This window comes from Stieleria bergensis, assembly GCA_007745635.1.
In the GTDB taxonomy this organism is placed as follows: Bacteria; Planctomycetota; Planctomycetia; order Pirellulales; family Pirellulaceae; genus Stieleria; species Stieleria bergensis.
This window is the reverse complement of the sequence record CP036272.1, coordinates 759,532-783,433: the sequence shown is the minus strand read 5'-3', so window position 1 is coordinate 783,433 and position 23,902 is coordinate 759,532. Positions and strand designations below refer to the sequence as shown.

Sequence of the window (23,902 nt, the reverse complement as noted above, 5' to 3'; positions counted from 1 at the left end):
CTCACTTGCTGAACTCTTGATAGCGTGATTGGATGTCTGCTTTCTCAAAGTCGCCTTCATGGAATAGAAAGCGATAGCGAAAGCTCAGCGTCTTTCCGGCCGGGACCACCATGTCACCGCTGCCGTCAGGCTTGCCTTCGAAATGATTGACACCGAAGGGATTGGCCGCGATCAATCCGTAATCGCGAGCATGCCACCATGTCGGATGCCGTGGATTGCTGGGGTGATCAAAAATTGCAATACCGACTTCTTTGCCTTCGATCTCGCCCCAGTAGTCAACCCACGCAGCTCGCTTGCCCCACATCGCGCGATCCTTGACGCCTTCGCTATTGATACTATGGCCACCGGCCGTGTGATTCCCACGCTTAGGATCAGCTTTTAAACGCAGGAACGGGTTGGTGCGAATGCCCATCGTGCCTTCTTTGGTATCACCGATGACAAGATCTTCGCTGGTGGCTTGCCACGTGACGGCATAGTCAATGAAGCGATCGCTGCCGACCGAGCCGAAGCGAATGCGCCGTGTGTCGCTGCAAACCGTTTCTCCGTCACCGTTCTTCCAATCGTTTTTGCTAATGATGGTGTCACCGTCGATTTCCATCGCGGATTGAACTTGGACGCCGACGTTCTTGCCCGCCTTGCCGTCACCGTTCTCCATCCAGAAACGCACGCCAGCGACCTCATCGTGGGTGTACCAAATTGACTTATGGTGCGGGTGATCACTGGCTTCATTATCAACATCCTTTTGCATGGGATAATGACGCGTCATGGATTTCTGTCCTGGGCCAAGCACGGGGTACAAAATCGGCTTGGCGTAACCTTGGTAACGGTACTCCGTGAACGGCTGACCATCGATGGTGACCACTGCTTTATCACCATCATCCACGATCTTGACGTCTTCAGCGCCAACCGGAAGACGGGAAACGAGCGCAAAGCAGAACACCAAAGCGGCGCAACAAAGACTTCGAAACATGGCAAACCACAGCATGAGGGGCGGGAGGGATGGAAAGCAACATCACGCCACTGCATGATTCAAGCGAACCGCTGGCTGACACGAACTGAAATCGAACGAGTGTGTGATGCACCGAGCGAGTCGTCCGATCAGAGAACGCTTACAAAGCAGCGTGGGCGGAATCCATGCTCATCTGCGAATCAAGATGGGGATGCGTCGTCTGAGCAGGAAATCATGCCTGAGCGGGAGACCCTTTCGGCGGCTCATTGTAACCAATCACCGTGAGCGATGCTCAGTTGCCAGACGAAACAAGTCGCCGCCGCTGTCACTCGCTACGCTGAGCCACCTTGCCGTCGATCACATCGGAATCGTCCAGACTGGTCGGCTGATAAGCACCGCGACTGCTGCCGAAACTGGTGCTGCTGTAAAACGTCCGACTCCGAAACTGCGTGGTCACATTGGAACGCAGGAACCGCTCGAAAATCAGCTTCCGCAACAGATCTCTGCCCATCGGCAACAACAAGGTAAACCCAACCACATCCGTCAGCAAACCTGGCGTCAGCAGCAACGCCGCGGCGAAGACAATCATCAAGCCATCCTGAATCTCCTTGCCCGGCACCCTGCCCTGCTGCAACGCTTGCTGAAACTTCTGCCAGGCAATCAACCCTTCACGCTTGGCCAGCCACCAGCCAGCGATGCCGGTCAACAGCACCAGCAGCAGCGTCGCTCCGACTCCAGTCACTTCAGCGATCTGCAACAGCAGCACTAATTCCACCAAGGGAACGGTGACAAACAAAATCAGCAATCGAAACAACATGGCAGCTACCTCATCTCAGGCGACAAAGGATCAACGTCAGCGAGGTCGACACGGCGTGCAGTGCATCTGGAAATGGACCCGAGGATCGAGGATCGCAACGCTCGGGTGTCCAGACGGAGCCTCAACGTCAACCTGGCAGTTCGGCTCTCTTGACAGGCTCTATGGGGCGAATTCCGTGCCGAAACAGGAAGACTGGGGGTTCAATACACTGAGATTTTACAAAAACGAAGCCGCTGCTCATCCAACTGCCCAAAACCGAACGCCAGCCAACACGCCAGCCAGCCAGCTCTGGAGACACTGGCCGCCGTCCTAACAGCGCATTAAAAAACCCGCTAGCACTTGGCCGCGGGTCTTGTTGTTCGCTCTGTTGGCCTCAGCGGTGGTGCCAAGGCGATTCGTTGCACCGATCTCGGAGATTACTCGCGAGGACGGATGGCTCCGGTCAAACCGCTGTAATCGATTCGGTCGGTGTTGTGCCAAAGTGGTTGGCCGAGTTCAACTCGTTTACGCAACACTTCGATTTTCTCAGCGCTACCGGCAGGAGCATCGGTGGGTGAGAATTGTTCGTCCACTTGGGGTACAAAATCTTCGTCGTGGCCGTATCGCAAGATGGCCTGGAAGACGTTTTTGCATTGGGTGCTTTCTTTCATACTTTCTCCGCTTGAACTCGATTTCAATGTGGAATTTGGGCGACTCTAAACAACGAACGCGATTTCTGGGGGGAAGTCCGCTGTCAGGTCGGAGTGAAAATGTTTTTTTCTTCGGAACGGTCGACTCTGCCAATCAAACCGTCAGGTGTTCGGTTTGATCCGCCAGCTGGTAACCCAGTTGACGTTCATTCGTGCACCAGTGCTTCGATCCGAGCATTGTTGACGTAGGTCCGTTGCCAATTGGCGGGATTGCTCAGCGGAGAGGCCGAGCGACAAAACCGGAAACGCTACGAATCGAACAATCTGATGGGATGGAAGATCGACTGGCCTTCACCACGTTTGCGATTCTTTTCGGCAAACGCAAGTGTGGACTGTCGAATTATCAACTCCTTAGCGACTGAGTCAAGAAATTTGTTGGGTGGGATAACACCACCTCATCCTTCTTTGACATCCCTAACGCGTTAAATTTTCTCAAAGCAAGCAAGAACGCTTTAAGGTTGGCGTAATGCTTGCCGATGTGTGAAGATTTTCGGGTTAAGGGCTTTCGCCGCCGCAAGGGGGCGCAATCCAACACTGCCATGCGATCGTGGTTAAGTTACCGCCTGCACGAGTTGCAATCGACGGCAACACGATTGCAGTAAGTCGCTCTGTAGCCATTACTTACCGCCGTCGGTCTATACCGCGACGCGTAGCTTTCTATCGACATCAATGCCGGAAAATATTCTCATTTTTTTTCTAAATTCACATTTCTAAATCGCCTATTCCGAGTGTCACTTCATGAATTTGACTCCTAACCTCTGGTTCCAACGGAAGATCAGCTTTCCGTCACACCGCCGTGGCTTCCATCTTGTGACTCGACATGTGACTGAATCGCTGCCCGAAATCTCTCAAATCCAAGCCGGCTTTTTGCAGGTGTTCTTACTCCATACCAGTGCGTCGCTGACGATCAACGAAAACGCTGACCCCGATGTGCGGATTGATTTCGAAACCGCCATGAATCATGCGGTGCCAGAGAACCTGAATTACGTCCACACCTTGGAAGGCCCCGACGACATGCCGGCCCATGTCAAAGCCAGCATGATGGGGACAAGTGTGCAGATCCCGGTCGGCGAAGGCCGTTTGCTTCTGGGCACCTGGCAAGGGATTTATCTGTGTGAACACCGCAATCAGGGCGGCAGTCGCCAGGCAGTGCTGACGCTGACCGGCCAACCGATCGACAGATAATCCAGGGTTCAACGGTACGTTCCTGCATTCCAGCGACGGCGCCGACCAAGCCAGCCGAGGCGGGTTCGAATGGGCGGAGAACTTTTGCGGATTTCGGGGGTTCAAATGAGGACTCCATGGCAGCCCATTCCGCTCTCTTTTGGTCCAATGAACCGCCTGCGTTGCCAGTCCCACCCATCGCCTTTTTCAACCCTCTAGGTTTACCCATGAGCCGCCGATTGCTGTCCCTGCAAACGTTTGCAGCCGCCCTTGTTGCCATTTCCTGCTCGTCCTCGGCTTTGGCCGACAACTGGGCCCATTGGCGCGGCCCGACCGGCAATGGCACCGCCCCCGATGCGACGCCGCCAACGAATTGGTCTGACTCTGAGAACATCGCCTGGAAAGTTGAGATTCCGGGGCGAGGCTCGGGATCACCGATCGTGTGGGAGGACAAAGTCTTTGTGTCCACGGCGGTCAAAACAGCTGCCCCGGAAACCGCAAGCTCGACAGAGCCGGCGCAGAACCCCAGCAGCCAGCGTCCCAGCAGCCAGCGTCCCAGCAGCCAGCGTCCCAGCAGCCAGCGTCCCAGCAGCCAGCGTCCCAGCAGCCAGCGTCCTGGCGGATTTGGTGGCCCCAGCGGTGGCCGGCGCGGCGGTGGTTTCGGACGTCCAGCGGGCCCGCTGCCCGAGCTGGCGTTTCACTTGATGTGCTTTGAACGCAGCACGGGCAAGCTTCTGTGGGACCAGTTGGCCACGACCGCCAAGCCACACGAAGGGACTCACTCGACCAACGGCTATGCCTCCGGATCGCCCTGCACCGATGGCGAACACGTGTACGCGTACTTCGGTTCTCGCGGGCTGTTTTGTTACACCTTGGACGGCAAACTGGTTTGGCAACGCGACTTTGGCGACATGACCAAGCGTGCTGGTTTTGGCGAAGGCAGCTCACCCACCTTGGCGGGCGACAAGATCATCGTTCCCTGGGATCACGAAGGCCCCTCGGCCATCTATGCACTCGACAAACGGACCGGCAAAGAGCTTTGGAAGACGGATCGTGATGAGCCCACCTGTTGGGCAACGCCCTTGATTGTCAGCGTGGGCGACAAGCACCAGGTGATTATGAACGGACAAACTCGCGCTCGGGCCTATGACTTGGAAACCGGTCAAGAACTCTGGAGCTGTGGCGGACAAACACAACGCCCAGTGGCCAGCGCGGTCTCCAATGGCGAATTGGTGCTCGTTGGCAGTGGATTTCGCGGTGCATTTTTAGGAGCGTTTCGACCCGACGGCAAAGGCAATCTCGCCGGCACAAAATCGGTGGCTTGGTCGGTCGATCGAGACACCCCCGATATCGCCTCGCCTCTGTTGAGCGGCAATCGACTGTACTTTCACAAGGGCAAATCAGGCATCATCACCTGCCTTGATGCCAGCACGGGCCAAGAAATCTTTCCCGCCGCGCGTGTGCCAGGGATCAATAGCACCTATGCCTCCCCTGTTGCAGCCGGTGGTTTCGTCTACCTTACTGGCAGACGAGGAACTACAGTAGTGATCCGTGATTCGGACACGTTTGAGGTCATCTCAGAAAACGACCTTGGCGAACCCGTCGACGCTACCCCCGCGATTGCGGATCACCAAATCTTTATCCGTGGTGAAAACCACTTGTACTGTATCCGTTCAGATAAATAGATGTCTTCCCGCTTGCCAGTCACCCCCGCTAAATCTCACCGCGACGATCCAAGCGAGTCCACTGCGAGCACGAACACCTTCGCCGCCCCCGCTGGCTTGCACGCGAGCCAGCCAGCGGTCTCTGAACCGGCCGCCGAAGCCGCCAACATGCCTCACCATCGCCCCGCGACCCAGCGCCGACAGTTTGTTGTTGGCATTGACTTGGGTGGCACCTCCGTGAAAGTCGGTCTGCTCCAAGATCGACAGCTGATCGCACGCTGCAACTTTTCCACCGCAGAATGCCAGCATCCCAAAGACGTGTTTCGCCAAGCCCAAGCGTTTGCCAGCGAACACCTTTCTGCTCACCAGGCCAACCTGGACGACGTGCACGCGGTGGGCCTTGCGATGGCTGGCGTGATCGACGACGCCACCGCCACCTTGATGGAAACAGCCAACCTGCATGACTGGCATGGCATTGAGTTGTTGTATGCACTGGGTGAAGTTTTTAACAAACCCGTTGCTGTCGTCAACGATGCCAATGCCGCTGCACTGGGTGAATTTTATTATGGCGATCATCGCGGGGACTCGCTGACTCTGCTGACCTTGGGCACCGGCATTGGCGGCGGCATCATCCTGGGCGGCCAACCACTCAATGGCAATCACGGCTGCGGTGGCGAGATTGGCCACATCACCATCGACCACCGCCCGCAAGCGCGGATGTGTGGTTGCGGCAAACCCGGACACTTGGAAGCATACGCTGGCGCAGCGGGTATCGTGCAAACCGCATCCGAACGGCTGGCAGCGACTGATCAGCCCTCGCTGCTCCGCGAGCTTGACCAGTTTTCGCCTGAAAACATTTGGCATGCCGCTCAACAGAACGACGCAATCGCTTTGCAAACCATTGAACAAACAGCCATCTACCTGGGCCGCGCGATCGCGACTCTGTCCCAGATTGCTGACCCCGCAGTGGTCTTGCTGGGCGGTGCCGTGACATTCGGTGGCCTTGATTGCCCCACCGGCAAACGCTTCTTACAGTGGATCAGCGACGAAATGGTACAGCGTTCCCTGGTTCAGTCGGGCACCAAGGTGATCATTGACTTTGCCACCTTGGGTAATGACGCCGGGATGCTTGGGGCTGCCCAGCACGCATTGCAATCGGCCCGCCCCGTGCGCCCGCCAACGGGCCCCTAAGACGCTCTCAAACACTTTGTCCCATTATCAAGTCGTCCGACTGACCACAGCAACGGTTCAGCTTGGTAAGCCTCGCACACACCTAATCATCACTCCCCTGGCACCGAACGGATCAAGCATGCCATATCGAGTCTTCCCAGAAGCCGCTGATGCTGGCCAAGCCGCTGCTCTGGAAATCGCCAATCTGATTCGCAGTCGCGCCGAACAAGGCCGTCAATGCGTCCTGGCACTGACAACCGGATCCACCATGGTGTCGGTGTACGACAGCCTGGTTCAAATGCATCAGCAAGAGTGCCTCTCGTTTAAGAACGCTGCGGTCTTTTTGATCGACGAATTTCTTCCCATGCAACCCGATAGCCTGCAAAGCCACTATCGGTACATGCGAGAACACCTGTTTGATCATATCGACATTCCCGCCAATCAAGTCTTTGTTCCCGATGGCACGATCGCGCAAGAACAGGTCACCGAAGCCTGCACACAGTACGAGCAAACGATCGAGAATCTCGGTGGCATCGACATTGCGATCCTAGGCATTGGACGATCCGGGCACATCGGGTTCAATGAACCAGGGTCAAGCACCGCATCCAGAACGCGCGCAATCACCCTCGACGCCATGACGCGCATTGATGCGGCCAGCAATTTCTTTGGAGTCGAAAATGTACCGCGTCGCGCGATCACATTAGGCGTGGGAACCATCTTGGATGCCCGCCGCGTGTTATTACTGGCCTTTGGTGAAGGCAAAGCATCGATTGTTGCCAAGTCGCTCGAAGGCAAAGTCTCAGCCGCAGTGCCGGCCACGTTCTTACAAACCCACCCGGCCGCAGAGATGCTGCTCGATAGCGCTGCGTCAGCGAATCTGAACCAGATCAAGTCCCCTTGGCTGTTCGGCGACGTGACCTGGGATGACCTCATGGTGCGTCGCGCAGTGATTGCACTGTCACAATCACTCGGTAAACCGGTGCTGATGCTGACGGACGCCGACTACAACGAAAACGGCTTACAAGACTTGTTGGCCGAATATGGTTCAGCCTACGAAATCAATCTGGTTGTTTTCCGTCACTTGCAAAACACCATCACCGGCTGGCCAGCTGGGAAACCCGACCGCCCGGGTGAGGTGTTTCCAAAACGAATCATTCTGTTTTCACCTCACCCCGACGATGATGTGATCTCGATGGGCGGCACGCTCACTCGGCTAGCTGGGCAAGGCCATCAAGTCCATGTGGCGTACCAAACGTCTGGGAACTTGGCGGTGTTCGACGATGATGCATTGCGTTTTGCCGAATTTGTCGCTGACTTTTGCAAATTGTTCCAAACGGGCGAAGAGCCGATCAAGCAATTGACCGACAAAATGCTTGGCGGCATCGCCAACAAATCGCCTGGCGCCGTCGACATTAGCGAAGTCCAACAACTCAAGGGACTGATCCGACAAGGCGAAGCCATTGCCGGGGCCAGAGTATGTGGCGTTCAGGATGCCAATTTACACTTCATGAACCTACCGTTCTACGAAACCGGCCGAGTCCGCAAAATGCCGATCGGGCAGGAGGACATCGACATCACCGTGGACTTGCTGCGGGAAGTCAAGCCACACCAAATCTATGCTGCCGGTGACCTCAGCGATCCGCACGGTACTCACCGCACCTGCCTGAACATTATCTTCGCAGCTTGTGAAGCCTGTCGAGAAGACGATTGGTTTGCTGATTCAGAACTATGGATGTATCGCGGCGCTTGGCAAGAATGGCCGCCTCATGAAATTGAAATGGCTGTGCCACTTAGCCCCCAAGAAGTTGATCGTAAACGGGACGCAATCTTCAAGCATGAATCGCAGAAGGATCGCGCATTGTTTCCAGGATCAGACGCCCGCGAGTTCTGGCAACGGGCAGAAGCACGGAACGCACAAACTGCCACTATCTACGACGCCCTTGGCTTAGCTCAGTACCAAGCCATTGAAGGCTTCGTTCGATACAAGGACTTTGACACCCCCAGCTAACGCTTACGCTGCGGTGGGCGGAACGACACGATGCCCCTGCTGCAGGGCGTCCTGCTGGAAACCGTCTTGATCCACCGCCTGACCTTGGCGGATCCCATGGGCCGTGAAGGTCCGCTTCTGCTCTCGCGTCGCTTTGCGAATCGCTTCATTGCGCTGCCAGTCTTCGTCACTGACATAGCCTCGAGAATGATCCAGGTGAACACAGATTGCCTGGTAGCGAATCTGCTTGCCCCTGATGCCGAGATTCTCCAGTCGCTCACCAAGCTCACGATCCTCGCCGCCATAACGCATGCGTTCATCGAAACCGTTGACGAAGTGAATGTCATCGGTCCAACCGGAGGCATTGTGCCCGTTCCAAGTCGGGCGCGTGGTGGTCATTCGATTGCAAACGCCAGCCACAACCCCTCGAGCTTGTAGGCGCAAATTGCGCGGCGTCTTACTCAAGCCATGCTGCCATAACCACGGCAACGAAAACGCTTGCCCGGTGTTGATCTCTTGCTCACCAATTCGCTCACTGATGCTCATTGGCAGCTTGTAATAACCGCCCGAAAGAAAACGCCCAGGTGCCGCTTGCCGAAAGTGCGTTGCGACGAAATCAGACCTGGGAATGCAGTCGCCGTCGGAAAACAGTAAGTAGTCACCCCGCGCCGCCAGGATGGCTTGATTTAAGATCTTGCACTTCTGAAACCCATCATCAGGGTGCCAAACATGCTGGATCGGCTGCTTCATTCGCTTTCTAAAATGCTGCACCACTGCTGCGGTTTCATCCGTCGAACCGTCATCGGCAACAATGATCTCAAAATTCTGAAAGTCTTGCTGACAGTAGCCCATCAACGTCTTTTCCAACCACAACGGCATGTTGTAGGTGGAGACGATCACTGAAATCATGCTAGGACGGCGAAACATCGTGGCTGACAACTCCGGAAATGCAGAACAGACTGGCAAACTCGATCCGGGGGCTCAGGAACACAGCAGCCTCACCGTCCATCGAAATGCTTGTCCTCTGATAGCCGTCACAACGAATCCAGATCAAGGGACACATCCACGCCCCTCGTTTGAAATGGCCGTTCTGAGTGAAAACCCTCACCAACGACCTCCAAGAGGCGGACCAAGACAGGCGCCTCGAGACGATTCAAATCCATTCGCGATGGAACTGCTGGACAAAGTCTCGCATGAATGACTCGCGCTGCTTGGCAATGCGGCGCGCCGATTCGGTGTTCATCAGGTCAACGAGATGAAACAGTTTGTCATCAAAATGCTGCAAACCCGTTTTGACAGCGCCCTGCTGATCTTCGCTGACATGAAAGGGCTGCCCTTTGACGGCACCGTATTCAATGGTACGAATGATTCCGATGGCGCCCAAGGCATCCAAGCGATCGGCGTCCTGAACCACTTGGCCCTCCAAGGAGAGCGGCTGAGCTTGCTGACGTTTTCGAAAGGAAAGATTGTCGACGATGTGAATCACATGCTGCAACTCCACAGCATTCAAATTCAGTTCGCTCAACATGTCGCTCGCTATTTCAGCGCTTCGTTCCACGCCATCATGAAACTTGGCATCACCCACGTCGTGCAACAAGGCGGCTAACTGAATCACACCCAAATCACCACCAACCTCGCGCTGCAAGCGTTCAGCCATGACCGTCACTCGCTGCACATGATCCCAGTCGTGACCAGCACCTTGTCCGGTCATCAGCTCCCGCGCTCTGTCCCTGATTTCGGAAACACATTCCAACGCGGTGGTAGATTCTGGATTCATCGTGACAAGACTCTTCGAGAAGATTGATCGACTGATTGCCTAAAGCGATGGGTGGTCTGGCTGGACTGGAAGCATGGGCTGATTGGATGATGCACAGTGCAATGCGCCCAGTCCCCAAACCAATTCAACGCAATCAAAGCCGGTGACCGATACGTTTGGGTTCTCGATCGCGGCCACGGCTTGAATCGTTTCAATCGCTCGTTGATCTGCGCCTGGCTGCCCAAAGCAAGGCACCAAGATGCGTTCGGGGCCTAAACGCAAAAAGTTACAGTAACTTTCCGGCACGCGCTGACCTTGCACAAAGCGGGCCGCGGGAATCGGCAAGCGATGCACGTTCACCGCGGGAGAGGTGTCTTCGGCCCAACGAGAAAGCAGGTCAACATTCTGCTCCAACCCAATGTGATTCTCGTCTTCTGGATCATCACAGACCGCAATGACAAGATTTTCGGGATCCAAGAAACGAGCGAGCTGATCAATGTGCCCATCGGTATCATCACCCTGCAAGCCACCACCATCGACCCAAACCACTTCGTGAACTCCGGTCAGTTCACCTAACCGGCGTTCCACCTGACGCCGCGTCCATCCCGGGTTTCGCGTTCGCGTCAACACACAGTTGCTGGTTGTTAACAAGCGGCCGGTTCCATCGAACTCAAGCGCGCCACCTTCAAGACACAAATCAGCTTGCAAACGCTGCCAACCCGCTTCCTGTATGATTGCCGCGGTTGCTGCATCATCCTGTTGCCAAGGCGGGTACTTGCCGCCCCAGGCGTTGTACTTCCAATCGATCGCATAACAGCCCGCTACGTGATCGCCGACCACAAAAGTCGGTCCATAATCACGGATCCAGCAGTCATTGGTGTCGACATCGTGCAGCCGAACCGACGAAGCCAAACCGGCAAGCAACGACCGATCGAGCCCCGACCGATCAGGCGATTGGCTGGCCAACAGGTTCACCTGAGTTGACTCACTGATGGTGTTGACCAGCTGAAGGAAGCCACTGGGAATGAATTGGAAACGCCCCGGCCAAGTCTTCTCGTTGTGCGGCCAGGCGATCCAGATTGCCTGCTGAGGCTCCCAGTCGGCAGGCACTCGTTTCATTCGGTGGACTCGCGGCGCTGAGAAAACAGCCAAGCAAAGACATCGTCTCGCTCGAAGGTACGGGTCCAAGTATCGTGACCAGCGCCGGCGTATTCGGTGTACCGCAATTCGGGTTGATGGCCCGCTGTTGCCAAGGCGGCAACCATTTCGCGACTACGCCCAACAGGCACAGCGCTATCTTGATCACCATGAAACGCCCACAGCGGCACACCTTTGTAACGACTCGCCCACTCAGGATCGCCACCACCACAAATCGGGACCGCTGCCGCAAAACGATCCGCACCATGGGAGGCCGCGAACCAAGTGCCGTAGCCACCCATCGACAAGCCGCCCACGTAGACACGCGTGCGATCAATCGGCCATTGTTCACACAACTGATCGATCAATTCGAAGGCCGATGCCATCGATTCGGAGGGCTCATCAGAAAAGGTGCCAATCCCCTTTTTGTCGCCCCAGTCCACCTCTACCCACTTCTTTCCCTCGGGACACTGGGGAAAGACAACAAACGCAGGAAACTCAGCACGGCGATCGGCACGAGCAAATTGCCCGGCGACATGCTTTAACTGCTTGGCGTTATCTTCGCCTCGCTCACCGGCACCATGCAGAAAGATCACCAGTGGGTAGCCCGCCTGATCGCTCTGTTCACTTTTGGAATCCCAGTCCGCAGGCCCCATCCAGCGATACAACAATGGGGACGCACCTTGATCACTCGACTCAAAACTCTCTGCCTGAAAGGTCTCTAACAACTGCTGCATCTGGGGAACCTCCGAAGACAGGGCTTGCGACTGCTGGGGTGCGACGACCGGCTTGGCGACGTATGGATTCAGCCGAGCAACTGATTCAGTCGCCAACGGATTGATCGTGATCCCTGGCACCTCTTGCTGCGCAACAGCAACCGGCGAGACGACGAATGAGAAAACGAAAGTTGCCGCGATCACCGACAAACTCTTCCACAACAAACTCTGCGCATGGACCTTCACGATGCTTCTCCAGACTGCAATCAATGAACAAATTGGCAGACCGCGAACCAAACGTGATCGCGGTGCAATCAAAGGATACACAGTGTAAGACTGAGGAGCTATCACTGCATAGCAGGTGTCCCCGATGCCCAACTGACTTGGGCAGAGAATGCGTCAAAAGAAACGCAGCCAGTCATCCACGCGGGATCGAATTTCCGATTCATCGAAGCGGCCAGCGGATGGATGCTTGCTGACGATCCTGCTGAGCAAGCATGACGCGCGACCCATTCAGCTGGTGATAGAAACTCACCAGCCGTGTGGAGATTGCTCGATTGAATTGAACGCGATTGAATTGAACGCGGGCAATCGAGCGTTACTCGACGGTGATCTCTTCTTTGACCTTCGAGACATAGTGCGGTGATTTGCCGCCTTTGCTGAGCTCTTTGGCTCGCTTGTCCGCTTCCTTCTTTTTGTCAAAGTCAAACACAGCGACGCGTTTGAAGTTCTGACTAAAGACACCCCAGTACAGTCGCATGCGAACGTGCTCCTGAGCCTTGGTTCGCTTGCCGGACTTCTTCTTTTTTGACTGTAGCGCCTTTTCGGCGGCTTCCGCCTCGGCTGCTTTCTCAGCGCGACTGACGACGGTACGGGCCATAGATGGACAGGGGGTGCGTGGAATTTGACGGAAATGTTTAGCCGCTAAGCCTACCACGCTCTGGCAAAGTCAACAAGCGTGACTTGCCCCAGCGAGCTGATTCAGCCCCAGCTGGCTGTTCCAAGGCGTTGCTTTGCCCTGGCAAACGCTCGGTGAGCGGCGGCAAGTGCTCGGTGAGCGGCGGATCCGCTGGAAACGGCCGCAAAACGCTCCACTAGGCCCCAGGCAGGCAGGCGGCGGCGGGATCCGCGACAAACAACCACACCCAAGCCGCTGGCCAACGATGGCCAGTCCCATTGGCTAATCGAGCAGCCAGACGCAAGCGGCAAGACTGCAGAACGCCCCAGCGAAACGCAGAAACACCTCTACTGGAAAGATGGCGTCAGCCAAACGAGCCATTTCTGACAGGAATCCGCAGAGATTTCCTCCACAGCCCCGTCGAGATCTCCGATCGGGAGGCTTTGCGATGCGGGATTCCCATCTTGGCGTCTGGAAGGTCAAAATGATCGCTACCCGCAACCGGCAATGTCGCGTATGCTTTGGTGAGCAAGACGGAAGTGGCGATTGCATGTTTCAGAGACAGGAGAATAGCGACGATGCAGGTGAGTGTTTCAGCCCGTCATGGCAATCTTCAGCCTGGCGACCAAGAACTGATCGAAGAAAAAGCAGTGAAATTGCGACGTTTATACGATCGCATCAGTTCCATCGAAGTGACCATCGACCTCGAACATCTGGATAAGCCAGGCGTCGAAATCCAAGTCTCCATCGAGCACGCCCCTGAGTGCGTGGCCACTGCGGAAGCCTCCACAGTGATCGCAGCACTCGACCTAGCGATTCCCAAAGCGGAACAGCAATTGCGGAAAGTAAAAGACAAGAAAACCGGTCATCGAGCCACCGGGCATAAACACATTGAAACCCCGTCAACGGACGAGTAAGCCCCTCAGGGTGAAGGGTTCTTGCAGAGCTCTTCACGTTGCAATGCTTTGAGCGAGCTTGAAGTGATGCAGACCTGCCGTGCCTCCTCTGGCGCGGGCCTGCCGCAGAGCACTCCGAACGCTCTGACTCCGAAGCACCAGCTGAGCGGGTGGACAGGTCTGATTCCTGGGTCCAGGAGACTCCTTCTGAGCCCAGCGTTTGCTCACGTTGACCGCACACACCAACGAAGAAGTTAGCCCTTATGAAATTTGCAGATTTCATCAACACGGATTCAATCCAAGCCAGTTTGACCGCCACCACCAAGGAACAGGCGATCGAAGAACTGGTCCAAAGCCTTTTGGATGCTGGCCAGATTGAAGCGGATAAACGCGACGATATCATCGCCGCAATCATGAAACGAGAACGGATCGGTTCCACCGGGATCGGCCGTGGGGTCGCTGTGCCTCACACGCGCCACCCGAGCGTTGACAAATTGGTCGGCACCGTCGGAGTTAGCATCGATGGCGTGGATTTCGATTCGCTTGATGGAGAACGCGTTCAGCTGTTCTTCTTGCTCATCAGCCCCCCGGAATACCCAGGTGACCACCTGCGTGCTCTGGAAAACATTTCTCGCCAACTGCGCGACGAAACGTTCTGTCGCTTCCTGAAACAAAGCAAGACTGCCGACGACATTTCGCAGCTGCTTCAGGAAGCCGACGACAATCAGTTTGCCACTGGCTGATCCGTTTGCCGAGCCACCGAAGTGTTGCAAACCGACACGTTTAAGTGGCTCAGCAGCCAGATTTTCCGGGCGTCAGACCAGTGATGGCACGCCACTGCCGCGGCGGCGACCAGCCGCCAAGCAGTCTCCAGAGGCTTTTTTGCTTGGCGTGGCACCCCTCAGGCAATCGCCTGGTTTCACGCTGATTCCCCGTCCATTCGGCATCCATCCCCGACGCGGGGCCTTGAACCGATGCCACGTACGAACCAAATCAGCTGACAATCAACTGGCCCTGAAAGCCGGCAGTCGTGTAAGATATCGACAAGTTACCGCCACCAGACCCCTGCCAACATTCGAATGAGCAAGGCTTCCAGCCGAAACGTCATCATCCTAAGCCCTCAGGGTTTGCACCTGCGCCCCGCCGGAACCCTGGTTGAACTGGCGAATCAGTTTCAATCACAAATCCACTTGAAACGTGGTAGCGTTCTGGCAGATTGCAAGAGCATCTTTGATTTGATGACACTCGGCGCGGCGCAGTCCACTGAACTGAACCTGATCGCAAAAGGCGACGATGCTGAACAAGCACTCGATTGCCTGGAAGATTTTTTCCTGCGTGGCTTTGACGAAGACCTGCCCGAAGACGAACAGGGCAACAACACCGCTGAGGTCCGAGCTGAATAAGCTCCCCGGCCGGTCAGCAACAACCGAACACCATTTTCCCGCAGTGCTCTGGCGAGGCGACCCTGCCCTGCCACCCACTGCCCCTGGCTGAACCATCCCATCGAAGCCAACCTGCAGGCAGCAACAACAGCTGCTGCGAATCGGGAATCCGATCCGCAGACACTCGCGTTGACACAACTGCTTGCAACCGAGTTAACACCACAACGAACAACACAATCGATGTCCGCCGAGTGCAATCGCATCGCGGAACATGCGTTGAAGAGACGGCCGTTGAAAAACGGCACCGTGCGCGAACGTTCGATCCACCAGCCACGCTGGCGATCGAAGTGACCTGCCTTGCTGGACCAGCTTTGCTGCCGCCAAATCAGGTTCACCCCGCACGGGTTCCGTCCTAATCAATGCGCGTTTTGCCTTGCGTCAACCGGTCAGACGACATCGAACCACCATGGTTGAATTACAAGGCATTGCCGTCTCACCCGGGGTCGCCATCGGACCAGCACTTGTGCTGGATCCGGCAGGCTATCGCGTTCCCCGTTCACTGATTGCCGCTGACGAGGTGGACGCCGAATACGCCCGCCTGCAAGCTGCGATCGAGGAATCGTTCGCTGCCTTACAGACCCAGCAAATCGAAACCGCTGCCGTCGCTGGCGAACAGACCGCTGAAATCTTTGCCGCTCAGCAGCAAATGCTGCGTGACCCACGTCTGCAGGCCGAACTGCGACGTCGGATTCGTGAAGAACGCCAAACCGCCGGATATGCGGTCAGCCGAGTTCTAAACAATTACGCCAAAGTCCTTCGCCGGCTCGAAGACCCTTTGCTGGCCGATCGCGCCGACGATGTGCTGGACATTGAAAAGCGATTGCTGACCTCGCTGGGCGTGATCCCCACCAGCCAGCTCAGCGAACTCTCCGAACCAGTCATCGTGCTGGCCAATGTGCTGACACCCGGTGAAACAGCAAACCTTGACCGCCAGCACGTGCGTGCCTTCTGCACCGAAATCGGCGGCCCTGGCGGACACACTGCCATTGTCGCCAAAGGCTTGGAACTGCCAGCGGTTGTCGGAATCGGCCCCTTCCTGGACAAAATTGGTGACCATGCCACAGTGATTGTCGATGGCGACCGCGGCAAAGTCATCATCGATCCAGACCAGGCCACACTGGACAAGTACCTTCAACTGGCCAATGAAGGTCGCTCGCTAAGCGCCCGACTGGCCCAACTGCGTGAACTGCCCGCTGAAACCGTTGACGGCACTCGCATTCAACTGAGTGCAAACATCGAGTTCCCCCACGAAACCACAACCTGCCTGCAACGTGGTGCCGATGGAATCGGCCTGTATCGCACCGAGTTCCTCTACTTGGCCAGCAATCACGAACCGAGCGAAGAAGAACACTACCAGGCCTACAGCCAAGTTGTCCGCGAAATGAAAGGACGGCCGGTGGTGATTCGAACGCTGGACCTGGGCGCCGACAAAATGGGACACCACCGCCGCAGTGGTGACGAACACAATCCCTTCCTGGGCTTACGCAGCATTCGACTTTCTCTGCGCAATCTGGACCTGTTTCGGCCCCAACTTCGTGCCGTCCTGCGTGCGGCCACCGAAGGTGACATCCGCGTGATGTTCCCCTTGATCACGACAATCAACGAATATCGCCAGGCCCGCATGCTGTTGAACCTGGTGGCCGAAGACTTGAAGGAAGCCGACATTCCACATCGCAGCGACATTCCCGTCGGCATGATGGTTGAGGTTCCCGCAGCGGTGATGACCTTGGAACGCTTCGCTGAAGAAGTCGACTTCTTTTCGATCGGCACCAATGACCTCGCGCAGTACACCCTGGCGGTCGACCGCAGCAATGAATATGTCGCAGACCTTTATCAGTCCAGCGACCCGGCAGTGCTCCGGTTGATCAATCGCTGTGTTGACATCAGCGACCAGTTCGATCGGCCGCTATCGATCTGTGGCGAGATGAGCAGCAATCCCGCACGCGCTCTGCTGCTGCTGGGCATGGGCGTTCGCCATTTGAGTGTCCCGCCGCTGTCGCTGCTACGTGTCAAAAAAGCCATTCGCAGCGTCACGATTGCGCAGTGTCAAGAGATCGCCAAACGAGTCATGCAACTCGAAGCGGCTCGCGACGTTGACCTGTACTTACTGGATCGACTAGCAGACTATGTCCCCGAATTGATTGTCACCTAAGGCTCCTCAAGCAACAACCGCATCAAGCAACACAAACCACGCCACACGAACACAATGTCCCCTTTGCAAAACGACAGCGAATCGCCAACCACTTCGGACGCTTCGCCAGCGAACACCGAACAGCCGGTTGCCGATGAAACAGCCCAGGCCGTAGCTCCGCTGCGCCTTCGCTATCGCATTCGTTTTTCCAAAGACGGGCTGTTGCGTTGGACCAGTCACCGCGACTTGGCACGGCTCTGGGAGCGACTGCTGCGTCGTGCTCAGCTTTCGCTGTCGATGACCGAAGGCTTCCACCCCAAGCCACGGATCAGTTTCCCCTCGGCACTGGCCCTGGGCGTCAGTGGTCAGCGTGAAGTTGTCGAACTGGACCTTTCGGAAGACATCTTGGCAGCCGATCTGTTGGAGAAACTCTCCAGTGACCGGCAGCCTGGCCTGTGCTTACACAGCGTGCAACGGATACCGCAATCGGCCGGCAAAGCCAAACTCAGAGAACTGCAATACACCATCAGCTTGCCTGACCCTGAACTGTATGAATCAAATGTTGACCTGAACAACGTTCAACAAGCGATGGATGAATTGATGCAACAATCCAGCGTCACCATTGAACGCAAGAAGAAGCAGCAAACCTTCAGCATCAAAGAACAAATCAATGCTCTCAAGTTGAGCGACCAAGGCATTCAATTGCACTTGGCTGCCAGCGATGGAGCGACCCTGAAACCAAGTGATGTGCTGGACCTGATCGGCTGTGCTGATTGGGTTTCTGGCGGATCGAAAATTACCCGAACAGATGTCGTGTTGCAGCGTGAGCTGGAACCGGCTGACCCCGAACTTTTCGCACAAACTAATCCATCGTCGCCCGACGATGACACCATCGGAGAGGTGTAATCATGAAACGTGAAATGCTAATGAACGTGCTGCAGCCCGAAGAGAGCCGCATCGCGATCCTGGATGGCGGCAAACTCGAAGAACTTTACGTGGAACGTAAAAGCGTCGAAGCCTTTGCCGGCAATATTTATCGTGGCAAGATCGTCAACTTGGAACCAAGCATTCAAGCGGCGTTCGTTGACTTCGGTGTTGGTCGCAACGGATTCCTGCACATCAGCGACGTCGAACCACAGTACTTTCGTCAAGGTGGCTACGACCCCGAAGAAATCAAACGTGAATCGGATGAGATGGCCGAAGCGGCCGCCAAGCGAGCACGCGAATCCGGACGTGGCAGCAAACGAGCCTTCAAGGGAGGGCGACCACGCATCAAACCGCCCATCCAAGAAATCTTCAAACGAGGCGATGAAGTCCTGGTCCAGGTCATCAAAGAAGGCATTGGAACCAAAGGCCCCACGCTTAGCACCTACATCTCGATCCCCGGACGCTACCTTGTCTTGATGCCAGCGCTCGAACGCGTCGGTGTCAGTCGCAAAATCGAAGATGAAGATGATCGCAAGCGGTTACGCCGCTGCTTGCTTTCGCTGAACCCACCCAAAGGACTCGGCTTTATCGTCCGTACCGCCGGCGCTGGCCGCAGCGAAAACGAACTGGGACGCGACCTTGACTACCTGACTCGACTCTGGAAAACCATCGTTCGCCGCGTCGAAAAAACCAGCGAACCAGGGGTGCTGTACGAAGAAAGCGACCTGATCATCAAAACCATTCGTGACATTTACACCGATGATATCGATCAGATCCTGATCGATCGTCGAGACGCCTATGAGAATGCGCGCGAATTCCTAAAGATGACCATGCCACGCGTGGTCGAGCGCCTGAAACTGTACGAAGGCCCCTCGCCACTGTTCCACAAATACGACCTGGAACAGGAAATCGTCAAGATTCACCAACGCCAAGTCCAACTCCCCAACGGCGGATCCATCGTCATCGATCCAACAGAAGCCTTGGTGGCGATCGATGTGAACAGCGGAAACTTTCGCAGCGATGACTCGGCCGAAGAAAATGCCTTCCGCTTGAATCTTGCCGCCGCAAAGGAAATCGCTCGCCAGTTACGCTTGCGTGACTTGGGTGGCGTGATCGTCAATGACTTTATCGACATGCGGAAAGAAAGCCATCGACGCAAAGTCGAACGTGCTTTGCGAGACGCAATGGCTGGCGACCGAGCACGCACGAAAATCTTGCGCACCAGCCCGTTTGGCTTGATCGAAATGACGCGGCAACGCGTTCGCCCAAGCCTGAAACGAAGCATCTATCGTGACTGCCCCTGCTGCGAAGGACGCGGCCTGGTGAAGACCGCAGAAAGCATGAGCATCGAAGTCGTGCGCATGCTGGCCCTGGCCGTCAAGAACGAACACATTCGCCGCGTCACCGTGCGAGTGAACGATGAAGTCGCAGCGCATCTGAATAACAAGAAACGCCGCAGCGTGATGGAGATGGAAGACGTCGGCAACATGACAGTGCAGATCCTGGGCAGCGAAGGCGTGTATCCAGAAGCACTGGAAATGGACTGCCGCGATGCTCAAGGTGAACGCGTCGAAATCGACTCCTAAGCCTGCCAGTCATCGATCTCAAACATCACCAAACCGCGGCTAACGCCAAAACGGCTGATGCAGAATCGTTGACCACTCATTGACTGAACTCTCCCGCCGGCCGGAGAGTTCAGCCTAAGCGAGGTGAGGGCCAAGCGGTTGGCAACGCCATCTGCTGGCGTCCCCGATAGACGCGGTTATGCAAGATGCGGATTCCCATCACCCCGTCGTGGCTAACGCCAAATCCGCCGATGGCAAACGTGTCTCGCTGAGCGAAACCCACTGGTTTGACGATGATGCCGATGGAGTCAGCGAACCGACCGATGGAGACAACCTTCGCGATGCGAGCGAAGTCCTGCAGTCTCAGTATGACTGGACCTATGATGCTGCCGGCCGCCTGACTGACGAAGCTCTCAACCACTGGGACGATGCGGTCGACGTCAGCGAATCATTTGTCTATGACCTGACGGGCAACCGAGTCGGCCTTCAGCGTGACGCTGGCAATGACTCCGTCGTCGATCAAGCGTTGACCTACGAATTTGATGCCAATGATCGCCTGCTCCACGAATACCTCGACAGCGACAACAACGGCGGCATAGACCAGACAACAGTATCACACCCAGCAGACTGAAAAGACGCTCTACAACGGGTTTGTCGACGATTCCAGGGGATGTCCCGTGTGTTGTTAAAGCTCTTGATGGCCTGTCTGGTGATGACGTGATGGAGCCCTCAGGGGCGAAGCCGATCAGGTGCCGACTTCCCTGGGACGTCCAGGGCTGCGATCAAGGCCGGGAGTGGCTGGTGACCAGCAAGCTTGCAGAGGCCCTTTTTAGCGTTGGGCAATGGGGACGGTGGAATGTCCCGTTTTGCTCAGTGGCTCACGCTGCCCCCATGCTTCACGCTCGTCGTACAAGAGACGGAGTGTTCGACGTCTCGAATCGGGAACACTAATAGGCACTCATTTCCACTAATTGATTAGTGCTGATAAGTGCTTATTAGCGTTCTCCATTTCCAGCAATTGCCTCCATTCGCATTCGAGGCTGTGGACTTGACTTAGTAAGCCATCAACCGAGTTCTGATGTGGGGACGGAGTTTGAGCCCTGATGGGTTGCCTGGTTTCACTTGGGTGTCCAAGGCGTTTTTGAATGGGGGGCTGTGCTAGAGGGGCCGTGCGTTTAACGCCGTGGCGATGTATTGACGCGGTGAGAGCGCGTTTGATTGGCCCGGTGGATTGAAATGGCTTGGTTTTGAGGGCTTTAGATTTGGTAATGGCATGCCGCTAGCCGGATCGAGTTTCATCGGCACGATTTTCTGCTCATCGGTCGTGGCCCCGTTGTTGTCAATCATGGGGGTGGCCGCTGGTGTGATTGCCGCCTGTGCGGAGTGAATTGGTGCGCGCAAGCACAGCACCCTACGATTCTCGTCGAGCAATTCCATCGTTTATCGCGACCTCCTCCTTCGCGCTCTTCGCGTCCTTCGTGGTTTATTCCCGGTTTTGCGACGATTGCCGGTTTCGGTGAACTGTCCCCGGCAGATTATGAGCGTTTGCATGACCAGCGGCACTGGTGTCACTTTTCTAGTGCAAGGGTTTGGGCGAGAAGCCTTGGCGTTCCTTGCATTCCAAGGCACTCTCCCGAACCCGTTGTAGAACACCTTCGGCGTTCGGAGACGATGTGTGTGGGGCCTGTCCCCAGGGTGCGCTGCGCGACCCTGGGCTATGGGGTAGAACACCTTCGGCGTTCAGGCATTCAAGACGGGGGACAGTCCCAGTCCAATGAGCCGAGATGTCTATCGCAACTCCCTCCTTCGTGCTCTTCGTGTCCTTCGTGGTTCAATTCCGGTTTTGCGACGATTGCCGGTTTCGGTGGACTGTCCCCGGCAGATTATCAGCGTTTGCATGGCCAGCGGCGCTGGCGTCATTTTTCTAGTGCAAGGGTTTGGGCAAGATGCCTTGGAGTTGCTTGTGTTCTCTTGGGCTTACCAGCTCCATTTGTAGAACACCTACGGCGTTCGGAGACGATGTGTGTGAGGCCTGTCCCCAGGGTGCGCTGCGCGACCCTGGGCTATGGGGTAGAACACCTTCGGCGTTCGGAAATCTGGATGCGATTGTGAAAGCCATCGCCTTGGCTTTGGCAGGTTACCGAAGTGCGTTTCTCTGCCATACGTTGTCAGCGGCGCTGGCTCATTTGGCAAGCTGTCGTAAGACGCGCAGAGCAGTTGGCTCTCATGTGATCATTGAGAGGCAAGCGGATCTTCTGGCTGTGTAACCAGTCCTTGATCCTGACGATCTCGGCCGGTCAACCTTGCTAACCGTTGGATCAGCTTTTGGGGAGCACGCCACTACCAGCGATTCCACATTTCAACACAGCTGGGAACTTGGCGGTGTACCACGCCTTTGGCTTACACCTTGGGCCGTTGTTTCGATTGCCGTGGACGGATCGACTGCCAGGGCGCACATCAAAGAAGCGTCCACTGAATATGCGGTGGACGCATTTTAGCCTTCGATAACAAGAGCTGGCTGAATCCGTTCAACACATCGCTTTTGCCAAGCCTCGCGAGGACGCACGGAACGGCTTTCTGCTCATGTGATCAGTGAGAGGCAAGCAAATCTTCTGACTCTGCAGTCAGTCCTTCCGCCTTCCGAAAGACTCTCTTTCAAGTGTTCACAATTAGTGGGACACTTCCTTCGATCGCCGCGGCGGCACTGAATTACTCGGGCCACTGAGTGGATTCTCGACCTGCCCGGGTGGAGAGGTCTTGCCAGATCTGGCGCTCGATGGATTCGGTCACAAACCGGACCGATCCGTCCATCAGTCCGACCATGACGCCACCAGAATGGTAGCTACGGCTGGTGACGGCAGAAAACGTTGTCAGATCGTCGCTTCGGCCTTCTCGCATATTGGTGAAGTCAACGTCGTACTCTATCCCGCTGATGTCACACAGCACCTTCGTGTTGGGCGTGAACGTTGTGGTAAACGCGGTCTGGTGCGCTCGCCCATCAACCCATTCGGTGTGTCCAGTATTGCGTTTGAAGCTTCCGGCAAGCGCACAAATCTGAGCGGTCTCGGTCGGCCGCGGCAGATTGCCATCGAGCCCCGCATCGCGCAAGTAAGGATTCCAGGCCTTGACTTCGGCAAAGCCGAGCGTGTTGCTCAAGCCATCCAGAATGTCGCGAAAGCCACTTAGCCTGCCCGTTTGAAACGCGCCGTCGCCAGGTGTGTCCGTGGCCGGGTTGTAGACCATCCATCGGCCCGCGTTGTAGCCGTAGTTCAACGGATAGTGGTAGGGGTCGCCATCGTCGTTGTATCGCTGATCATCACGAATCTCGCTGGGGCACTGATATGTGGGGACGCGAAACGCAGCGATCCGAATCCGCTCGCCATCGACGAGGATGGTTGAATTGCCATAGCCGGCCGCGTAATCAACGCTGTCAGCGAGCGCTAACTGCTCGATGTAAGGCAAGATTCGAGCCTGTGCCGACCAGCCATCTCCGCTTAAAGCTGGCCGTGTCCAAGCCGGTGGAATGCGCTTGGTCGCACTTTCGTAGTTGTGCACTGCCAACATGATCTGCTTCATGTTGTTGCTGCAGCTCATTCGGCGAGCAGCTTCACGAGCGGCCTGCACGGCGGGCAGCAGCAGCCCGACCAAAATGCCAATGATGGCGATCACCACCAGCAATTCGACCAAGGTGAACGCGCGGCGAGGAGGCGTTTGAGTCGTTGAGAACGAAGGAGACGGGTCCAAAAACATGGCTGGAAATCCGACTTAAGGCGGAAAATCAGGGACGAAAATGCAGCGGCGACCACCATGGCCAGCACACCGCTCCCAGTATTGAGAATGATTCTCATACACAACTCCCGCCTCGTCAATGATTTTGATTCTCTCAAACAAAGGATTCTCGATAAATTCAGGTCAGATCTAAATCACCCATCCCTTGCAGGCCACCCAGTCTCCCGTTGGGCTGGGGACTGTCCCCAACAGCCGGTGGCAACAC

The 23,902-nt window shown here is 56.1% G+C and carries 21 protein-coding genes; 11 read left to right on the top strand and 10 right to left on the bottom strand.

Annotated elements, in window-relative coordinates:
• Nucleotide 1 precedes the first annotated feature (1 nt).
• The 3 genes from SV7mr_RS02445 to SV7mr_RS02435 form a co-directional block, all read right to left on the bottom strand.
• Nucleotides 2-970, bottom strand: coding sequence for a DUF6807 domain-containing protein (locus SV7mr_RS02445; protein WP_419187994.1), 969 nt, complete (start codon nt 968-970; stop codon nt 2-4).
• A 304-nt stretch (nt 971-1,274) separates the two neighbouring features.
• Complete coding sequence (locus tag SV7mr_RS02440) at nt 1,275-1,766, bottom strand: FxsA family protein (protein WP_145268895.1); 492 nt, start codon at nt 1,764-1,766, stop codon at nt 1,275-1,277.
• Nucleotides 1,767-2,182: 416 nt separating this feature from the next.
• Complete coding sequence (locus tag SV7mr_RS02435) at nt 2,183-2,416, bottom strand: hypothetical protein (RefSeq protein ID WP_145268893.1); 234 nt, start codon at nt 2,414-2,416, stop codon at nt 2,183-2,185.
• 777 nt (nt 2,417-3,193) lie between these two features.
• Here SV7mr_RS02435 and SV7mr_RS02430 point away from each other — a divergent pair.
• From SV7mr_RS02430 to SV7mr_RS02415, 4 genes are all read left to right on the top strand, one after another.
• Complete coding sequence (locus SV7mr_RS02430; RefSeq protein ID WP_145268891.1) at nt 3,194-3,640, top strand: secondary thiamine-phosphate synthase enzyme YjbQ; 447 nt, start codon at nt 3,194-3,196, stop codon at nt 3,638-3,640.
• A 206-nt stretch (nt 3,641-3,846) separates the two neighbouring features.
• Nucleotides 3,847-5,304, top strand: a complete 1,458-nt coding sequence (locus SV7mr_RS02425) for an outer membrane protein assembly factor BamB family protein (protein WP_419187993.1) — start codon at nt 3,847-3,849, stop codon at nt 5,302-5,304.
• Nucleotides 5,305-6,474: an ROK family protein gene (locus SV7mr_RS02420; protein WP_145268889.1), complete on the top strand. Its 1,170-nt coding sequence runs from the start codon at nt 5,305-5,307 to the stop codon at nt 6,472-6,474.
• 118 nt (nt 6,475-6,592) lie between these two features.
• Entirely contained in the window at nt 6,593-8,461 is a 1,869-nt protein-coding gene (locus SV7mr_RS02415; RefSeq protein WP_145268887.1) for a glucosamine-6-phosphate deaminase, read from the top strand.
• Nucleotides 8,462-8,464: 3 nt separating this feature from the next.
• Here SV7mr_RS02415 and SV7mr_RS02410 read toward each other — a convergent pair whose 3' ends face one another.
• The 5 genes from SV7mr_RS02410 to SV7mr_RS02390 form a co-directional block, all read right to left on the bottom strand.
• A complete protein-coding gene (locus tag SV7mr_RS02410; protein WP_145268885.1) occupies nt 8,465-9,367 on the bottom strand; it encodes a glycosyltransferase family 2 protein in 903 nt (300 codons plus the stop codon).
• Between the two features lie 226 nt (nt 9,368-9,593).
• Nucleotides 9,594-10,217, bottom strand: a complete 624-nt coding sequence (locus tag SV7mr_RS02405) for an HD domain-containing protein (RefSeq protein ID WP_145268883.1) — start codon at nt 10,215-10,217, stop codon at nt 9,594-9,596.
• A 39-nt stretch (nt 10,218-10,256) separates the two neighbouring features.
• Nucleotides 10,257-11,315, bottom strand: coding sequence for an agmatine deiminase family protein (locus SV7mr_RS02400; protein ID WP_145268881.1), 1,059 nt, complete (start codon nt 11,313-11,315; stop codon nt 10,257-10,259).
• Nucleotides 11,312-12,295: a carboxylesterase family protein gene (locus SV7mr_RS02395; RefSeq protein WP_145268879.1), complete on the bottom strand. Its 984-nt coding sequence runs from the start codon at nt 12,293-12,295 to the stop codon at nt 11,312-11,314. The genes SV7mr_RS02400 and SV7mr_RS02395 overlap by 4 nt, the downstream gene beginning before the upstream one ends.
• Nucleotides 12,296-12,647: 352 nt before the next feature.
• On the bottom strand, nt 12,648-12,929 hold the full coding sequence (locus SV7mr_RS02390; RefSeq protein ID WP_145268877.1) for a hypothetical protein: 282 nt from the start codon (nt 12,927-12,929) through the stop codon (nt 12,648-12,650).
• A gap of 596 nt (nt 12,930-13,525) precedes the next feature.
• Between SV7mr_RS02390 and hpf the strand changes: the two genes are divergently transcribed.
• From hpf to SV7mr_RS02355, 7 genes are all read left to right on the top strand, one after another.
• On the top strand, nt 13,526-13,864 hold the full coding sequence (gene hpf / locus SV7mr_RS02385; RefSeq protein ID WP_145268875.1) for a ribosome hibernation-promoting factor, HPF/YfiA family: 339 nt from the start codon (nt 13,526-13,528) through the stop codon (nt 13,862-13,864).
• 242 nt (nt 13,865-14,106) lie between these two features.
• Nucleotides 14,107-14,586, top strand: a complete 480-nt coding sequence (locus SV7mr_RS02380) for a PTS sugar transporter subunit IIA (protein WP_145268873.1) — start codon at nt 14,107-14,109, stop codon at nt 14,584-14,586.
• Nucleotides 14,587-14,922: 336 nt separating this feature from the next.
• Complete coding sequence (locus SV7mr_RS02375) at nt 14,923-15,246, top strand: HPr family phosphocarrier protein (protein ID WP_145268871.1); 324 nt, start codon at nt 14,923-14,925, stop codon at nt 15,244-15,246.
• Between the two features lie 445 nt (nt 15,247-15,691).
• Complete coding sequence (gene ptsP / locus SV7mr_RS02370; RefSeq protein ID WP_145268869.1) at nt 15,692-17,437, top strand: phosphoenolpyruvate--protein phosphotransferase; 1,746 nt, start codon at nt 15,692-15,694, stop codon at nt 17,435-17,437.
• A 54-nt stretch (nt 17,438-17,491) separates the two neighbouring features.
• On the top strand, nt 17,492-18,322 hold the full coding sequence (locus SV7mr_RS02365; protein WP_145268867.1) for a TIGR03936 family radical SAM-associated protein: 831 nt from the start codon (nt 17,492-17,494) through the stop codon (nt 18,320-18,322).
• 2 nt (nt 18,323-18,324) lie between these two features.
• Nucleotides 18,325-19,929, top strand: a complete 1,605-nt coding sequence (locus tag SV7mr_RS02360; RefSeq protein ID WP_145268865.1) for an Rne/Rng family ribonuclease — start codon at nt 18,325-18,327, stop codon at nt 19,927-19,929.
• 208 nt (nt 19,930-20,137) lie between these two features.
• Nucleotides 20,138-20,539: a hypothetical protein gene (locus SV7mr_RS02355; RefSeq protein WP_145268863.1), complete on the top strand. Its 402-nt coding sequence runs from the start codon at nt 20,138-20,140 to the stop codon at nt 20,537-20,539.
• Nucleotides 20,540-21,066: 527 nt separating this feature from the next.
• Here the strand turns inward: SV7mr_RS02355 and SV7mr_RS02350 are convergent.
• Nucleotides 21,067-21,345, bottom strand: coding sequence for a hypothetical protein (locus tag SV7mr_RS02350; RefSeq protein ID WP_145268861.1), 279 nt, complete (start codon nt 21,343-21,345; stop codon nt 21,067-21,069).
• Nucleotides 21,346-22,617: 1,272 nt separating this feature from the next.
• Nucleotides 22,618-23,658 carry a DUF1559 domain-containing protein gene (locus SV7mr_RS02345; protein WP_145268859.1) on the bottom strand — a complete coding sequence of 347 codons (1,041 nt, stop codon included), beginning with the start codon at nt 23,656-23,658 and terminating at the stop codon, nt 22,618-22,620.
• Between the last annotated feature and the right edge of the window lie 244 nt (nt 23,659-23,902).

Bases quoted from the DNA above. Each gene is read 5' to 3' on its own strand.
- SV7mr_RS02445 (WP_419187994.1), bottom strand. From the start codon at position 970: ATGTTTCGAAGTCTTTGTTGCGCCGCTTTGGTGTTCTGCTTTGCGCTC.
- SV7mr_RS02440 (WP_145268895.1), bottom strand. From the start codon at position 1,766: ATGTTGTTTCGATTGCTGATTTTGTTTGTCACCGTTCCCTTGGTGGAA.
- SV7mr_RS02435 (WP_145268893.1), bottom strand. From the start codon at position 2,416: ATGAAAGAAAGCACCCAATGCAAAAACGTCTTCCAGGCCATCTTGCGA.
- SV7mr_RS02430 (WP_145268891.1), top strand. From the start codon at position 3,194: ATGAATTTGACTCCTAACCTCTGGTTCCAACGGAAGATCAGCTTTCCG.
- SV7mr_RS02425 (WP_419187993.1), top strand. From the start codon at position 3,847: ATGAGCCGCCGATTGCTGTCCCTGCAAACGTTTGCAGCCGCCCTTGTT.
- SV7mr_RS02420 (WP_145268889.1), top strand. From the start codon at position 5,305: ATGTCTTCCCGCTTGCCAGTCACCCCCGCTAAATCTCACCGCGACGAT.
- SV7mr_RS02415 (WP_145268887.1), top strand. From the start codon at position 6,593: ATGCCATATCGAGTCTTCCCAGAAGCCGCTGATGCTGGCCAAGCCGCT.
- SV7mr_RS02410 (WP_145268885.1), bottom strand. From the start codon at position 9,367: ATGTTTCGCCGTCCTAGCATGATTTCAGTGATCGTCTCCACCTACAAC.
- SV7mr_RS02405 (WP_145268883.1), bottom strand. From the start codon at position 10,217: ATGAATCCAGAATCTACCACCGCGTTGGAATGTGTTTCCGAAATCAGG.
- SV7mr_RS02400 (WP_145268881.1), bottom strand. From the start codon at position 11,315: ATGAAACGAGTGCCTGCCGACTGGGAGCCTCAGCAGGCAATCTGGATC.
- SV7mr_RS02390 (WP_145268877.1), bottom strand. From the start codon at position 12,929: ATGGCCCGTACCGTCGTCAGTCGCGCTGAGAAAGCAGCCGAGGCGGAA.
- hpf (WP_145268875.1), top strand. From the start codon at position 13,526: ATGCAGGTGAGTGTTTCAGCCCGTCATGGCAATCTTCAGCCTGGCGAC.
- SV7mr_RS02380 (WP_145268873.1), top strand. From the start codon at position 14,107: ATGAAATTTGCAGATTTCATCAACACGGATTCAATCCAAGCCAGTTTG.
- SV7mr_RS02375 (WP_145268871.1), top strand. From the start codon at position 14,923: ATGAGCAAGGCTTCCAGCCGAAACGTCATCATCCTAAGCCCTCAGGGT.
- ptsP (WP_145268869.1), top strand. From the start codon at position 15,692: ATGGTTGAATTACAAGGCATTGCCGTCTCACCCGGGGTCGCCATCGGA.
- SV7mr_RS02365 (WP_145268867.1), top strand. From the start codon at position 17,492: ATGTCCCCTTTGCAAAACGACAGCGAATCGCCAACCACTTCGGACGCT.
- SV7mr_RS02360 (WP_145268865.1), top strand. From the start codon at position 18,325: ATGAAACGTGAAATGCTAATGAACGTGCTGCAGCCCGAAGAGAGCCGC.
- SV7mr_RS02350 (WP_145268861.1), bottom strand. From the start codon at position 21,345: ATGGAATTGCTCGACGAGAATCGTAGGGTGCTGTGCTTGCGCGCACCA.
- SV7mr_RS02345 (WP_145268859.1), bottom strand. From the start codon at position 23,658: ATGTTTTTGGACCCGTCTCCTTCGTTCTCAACGACTCAAACGCCTCCT.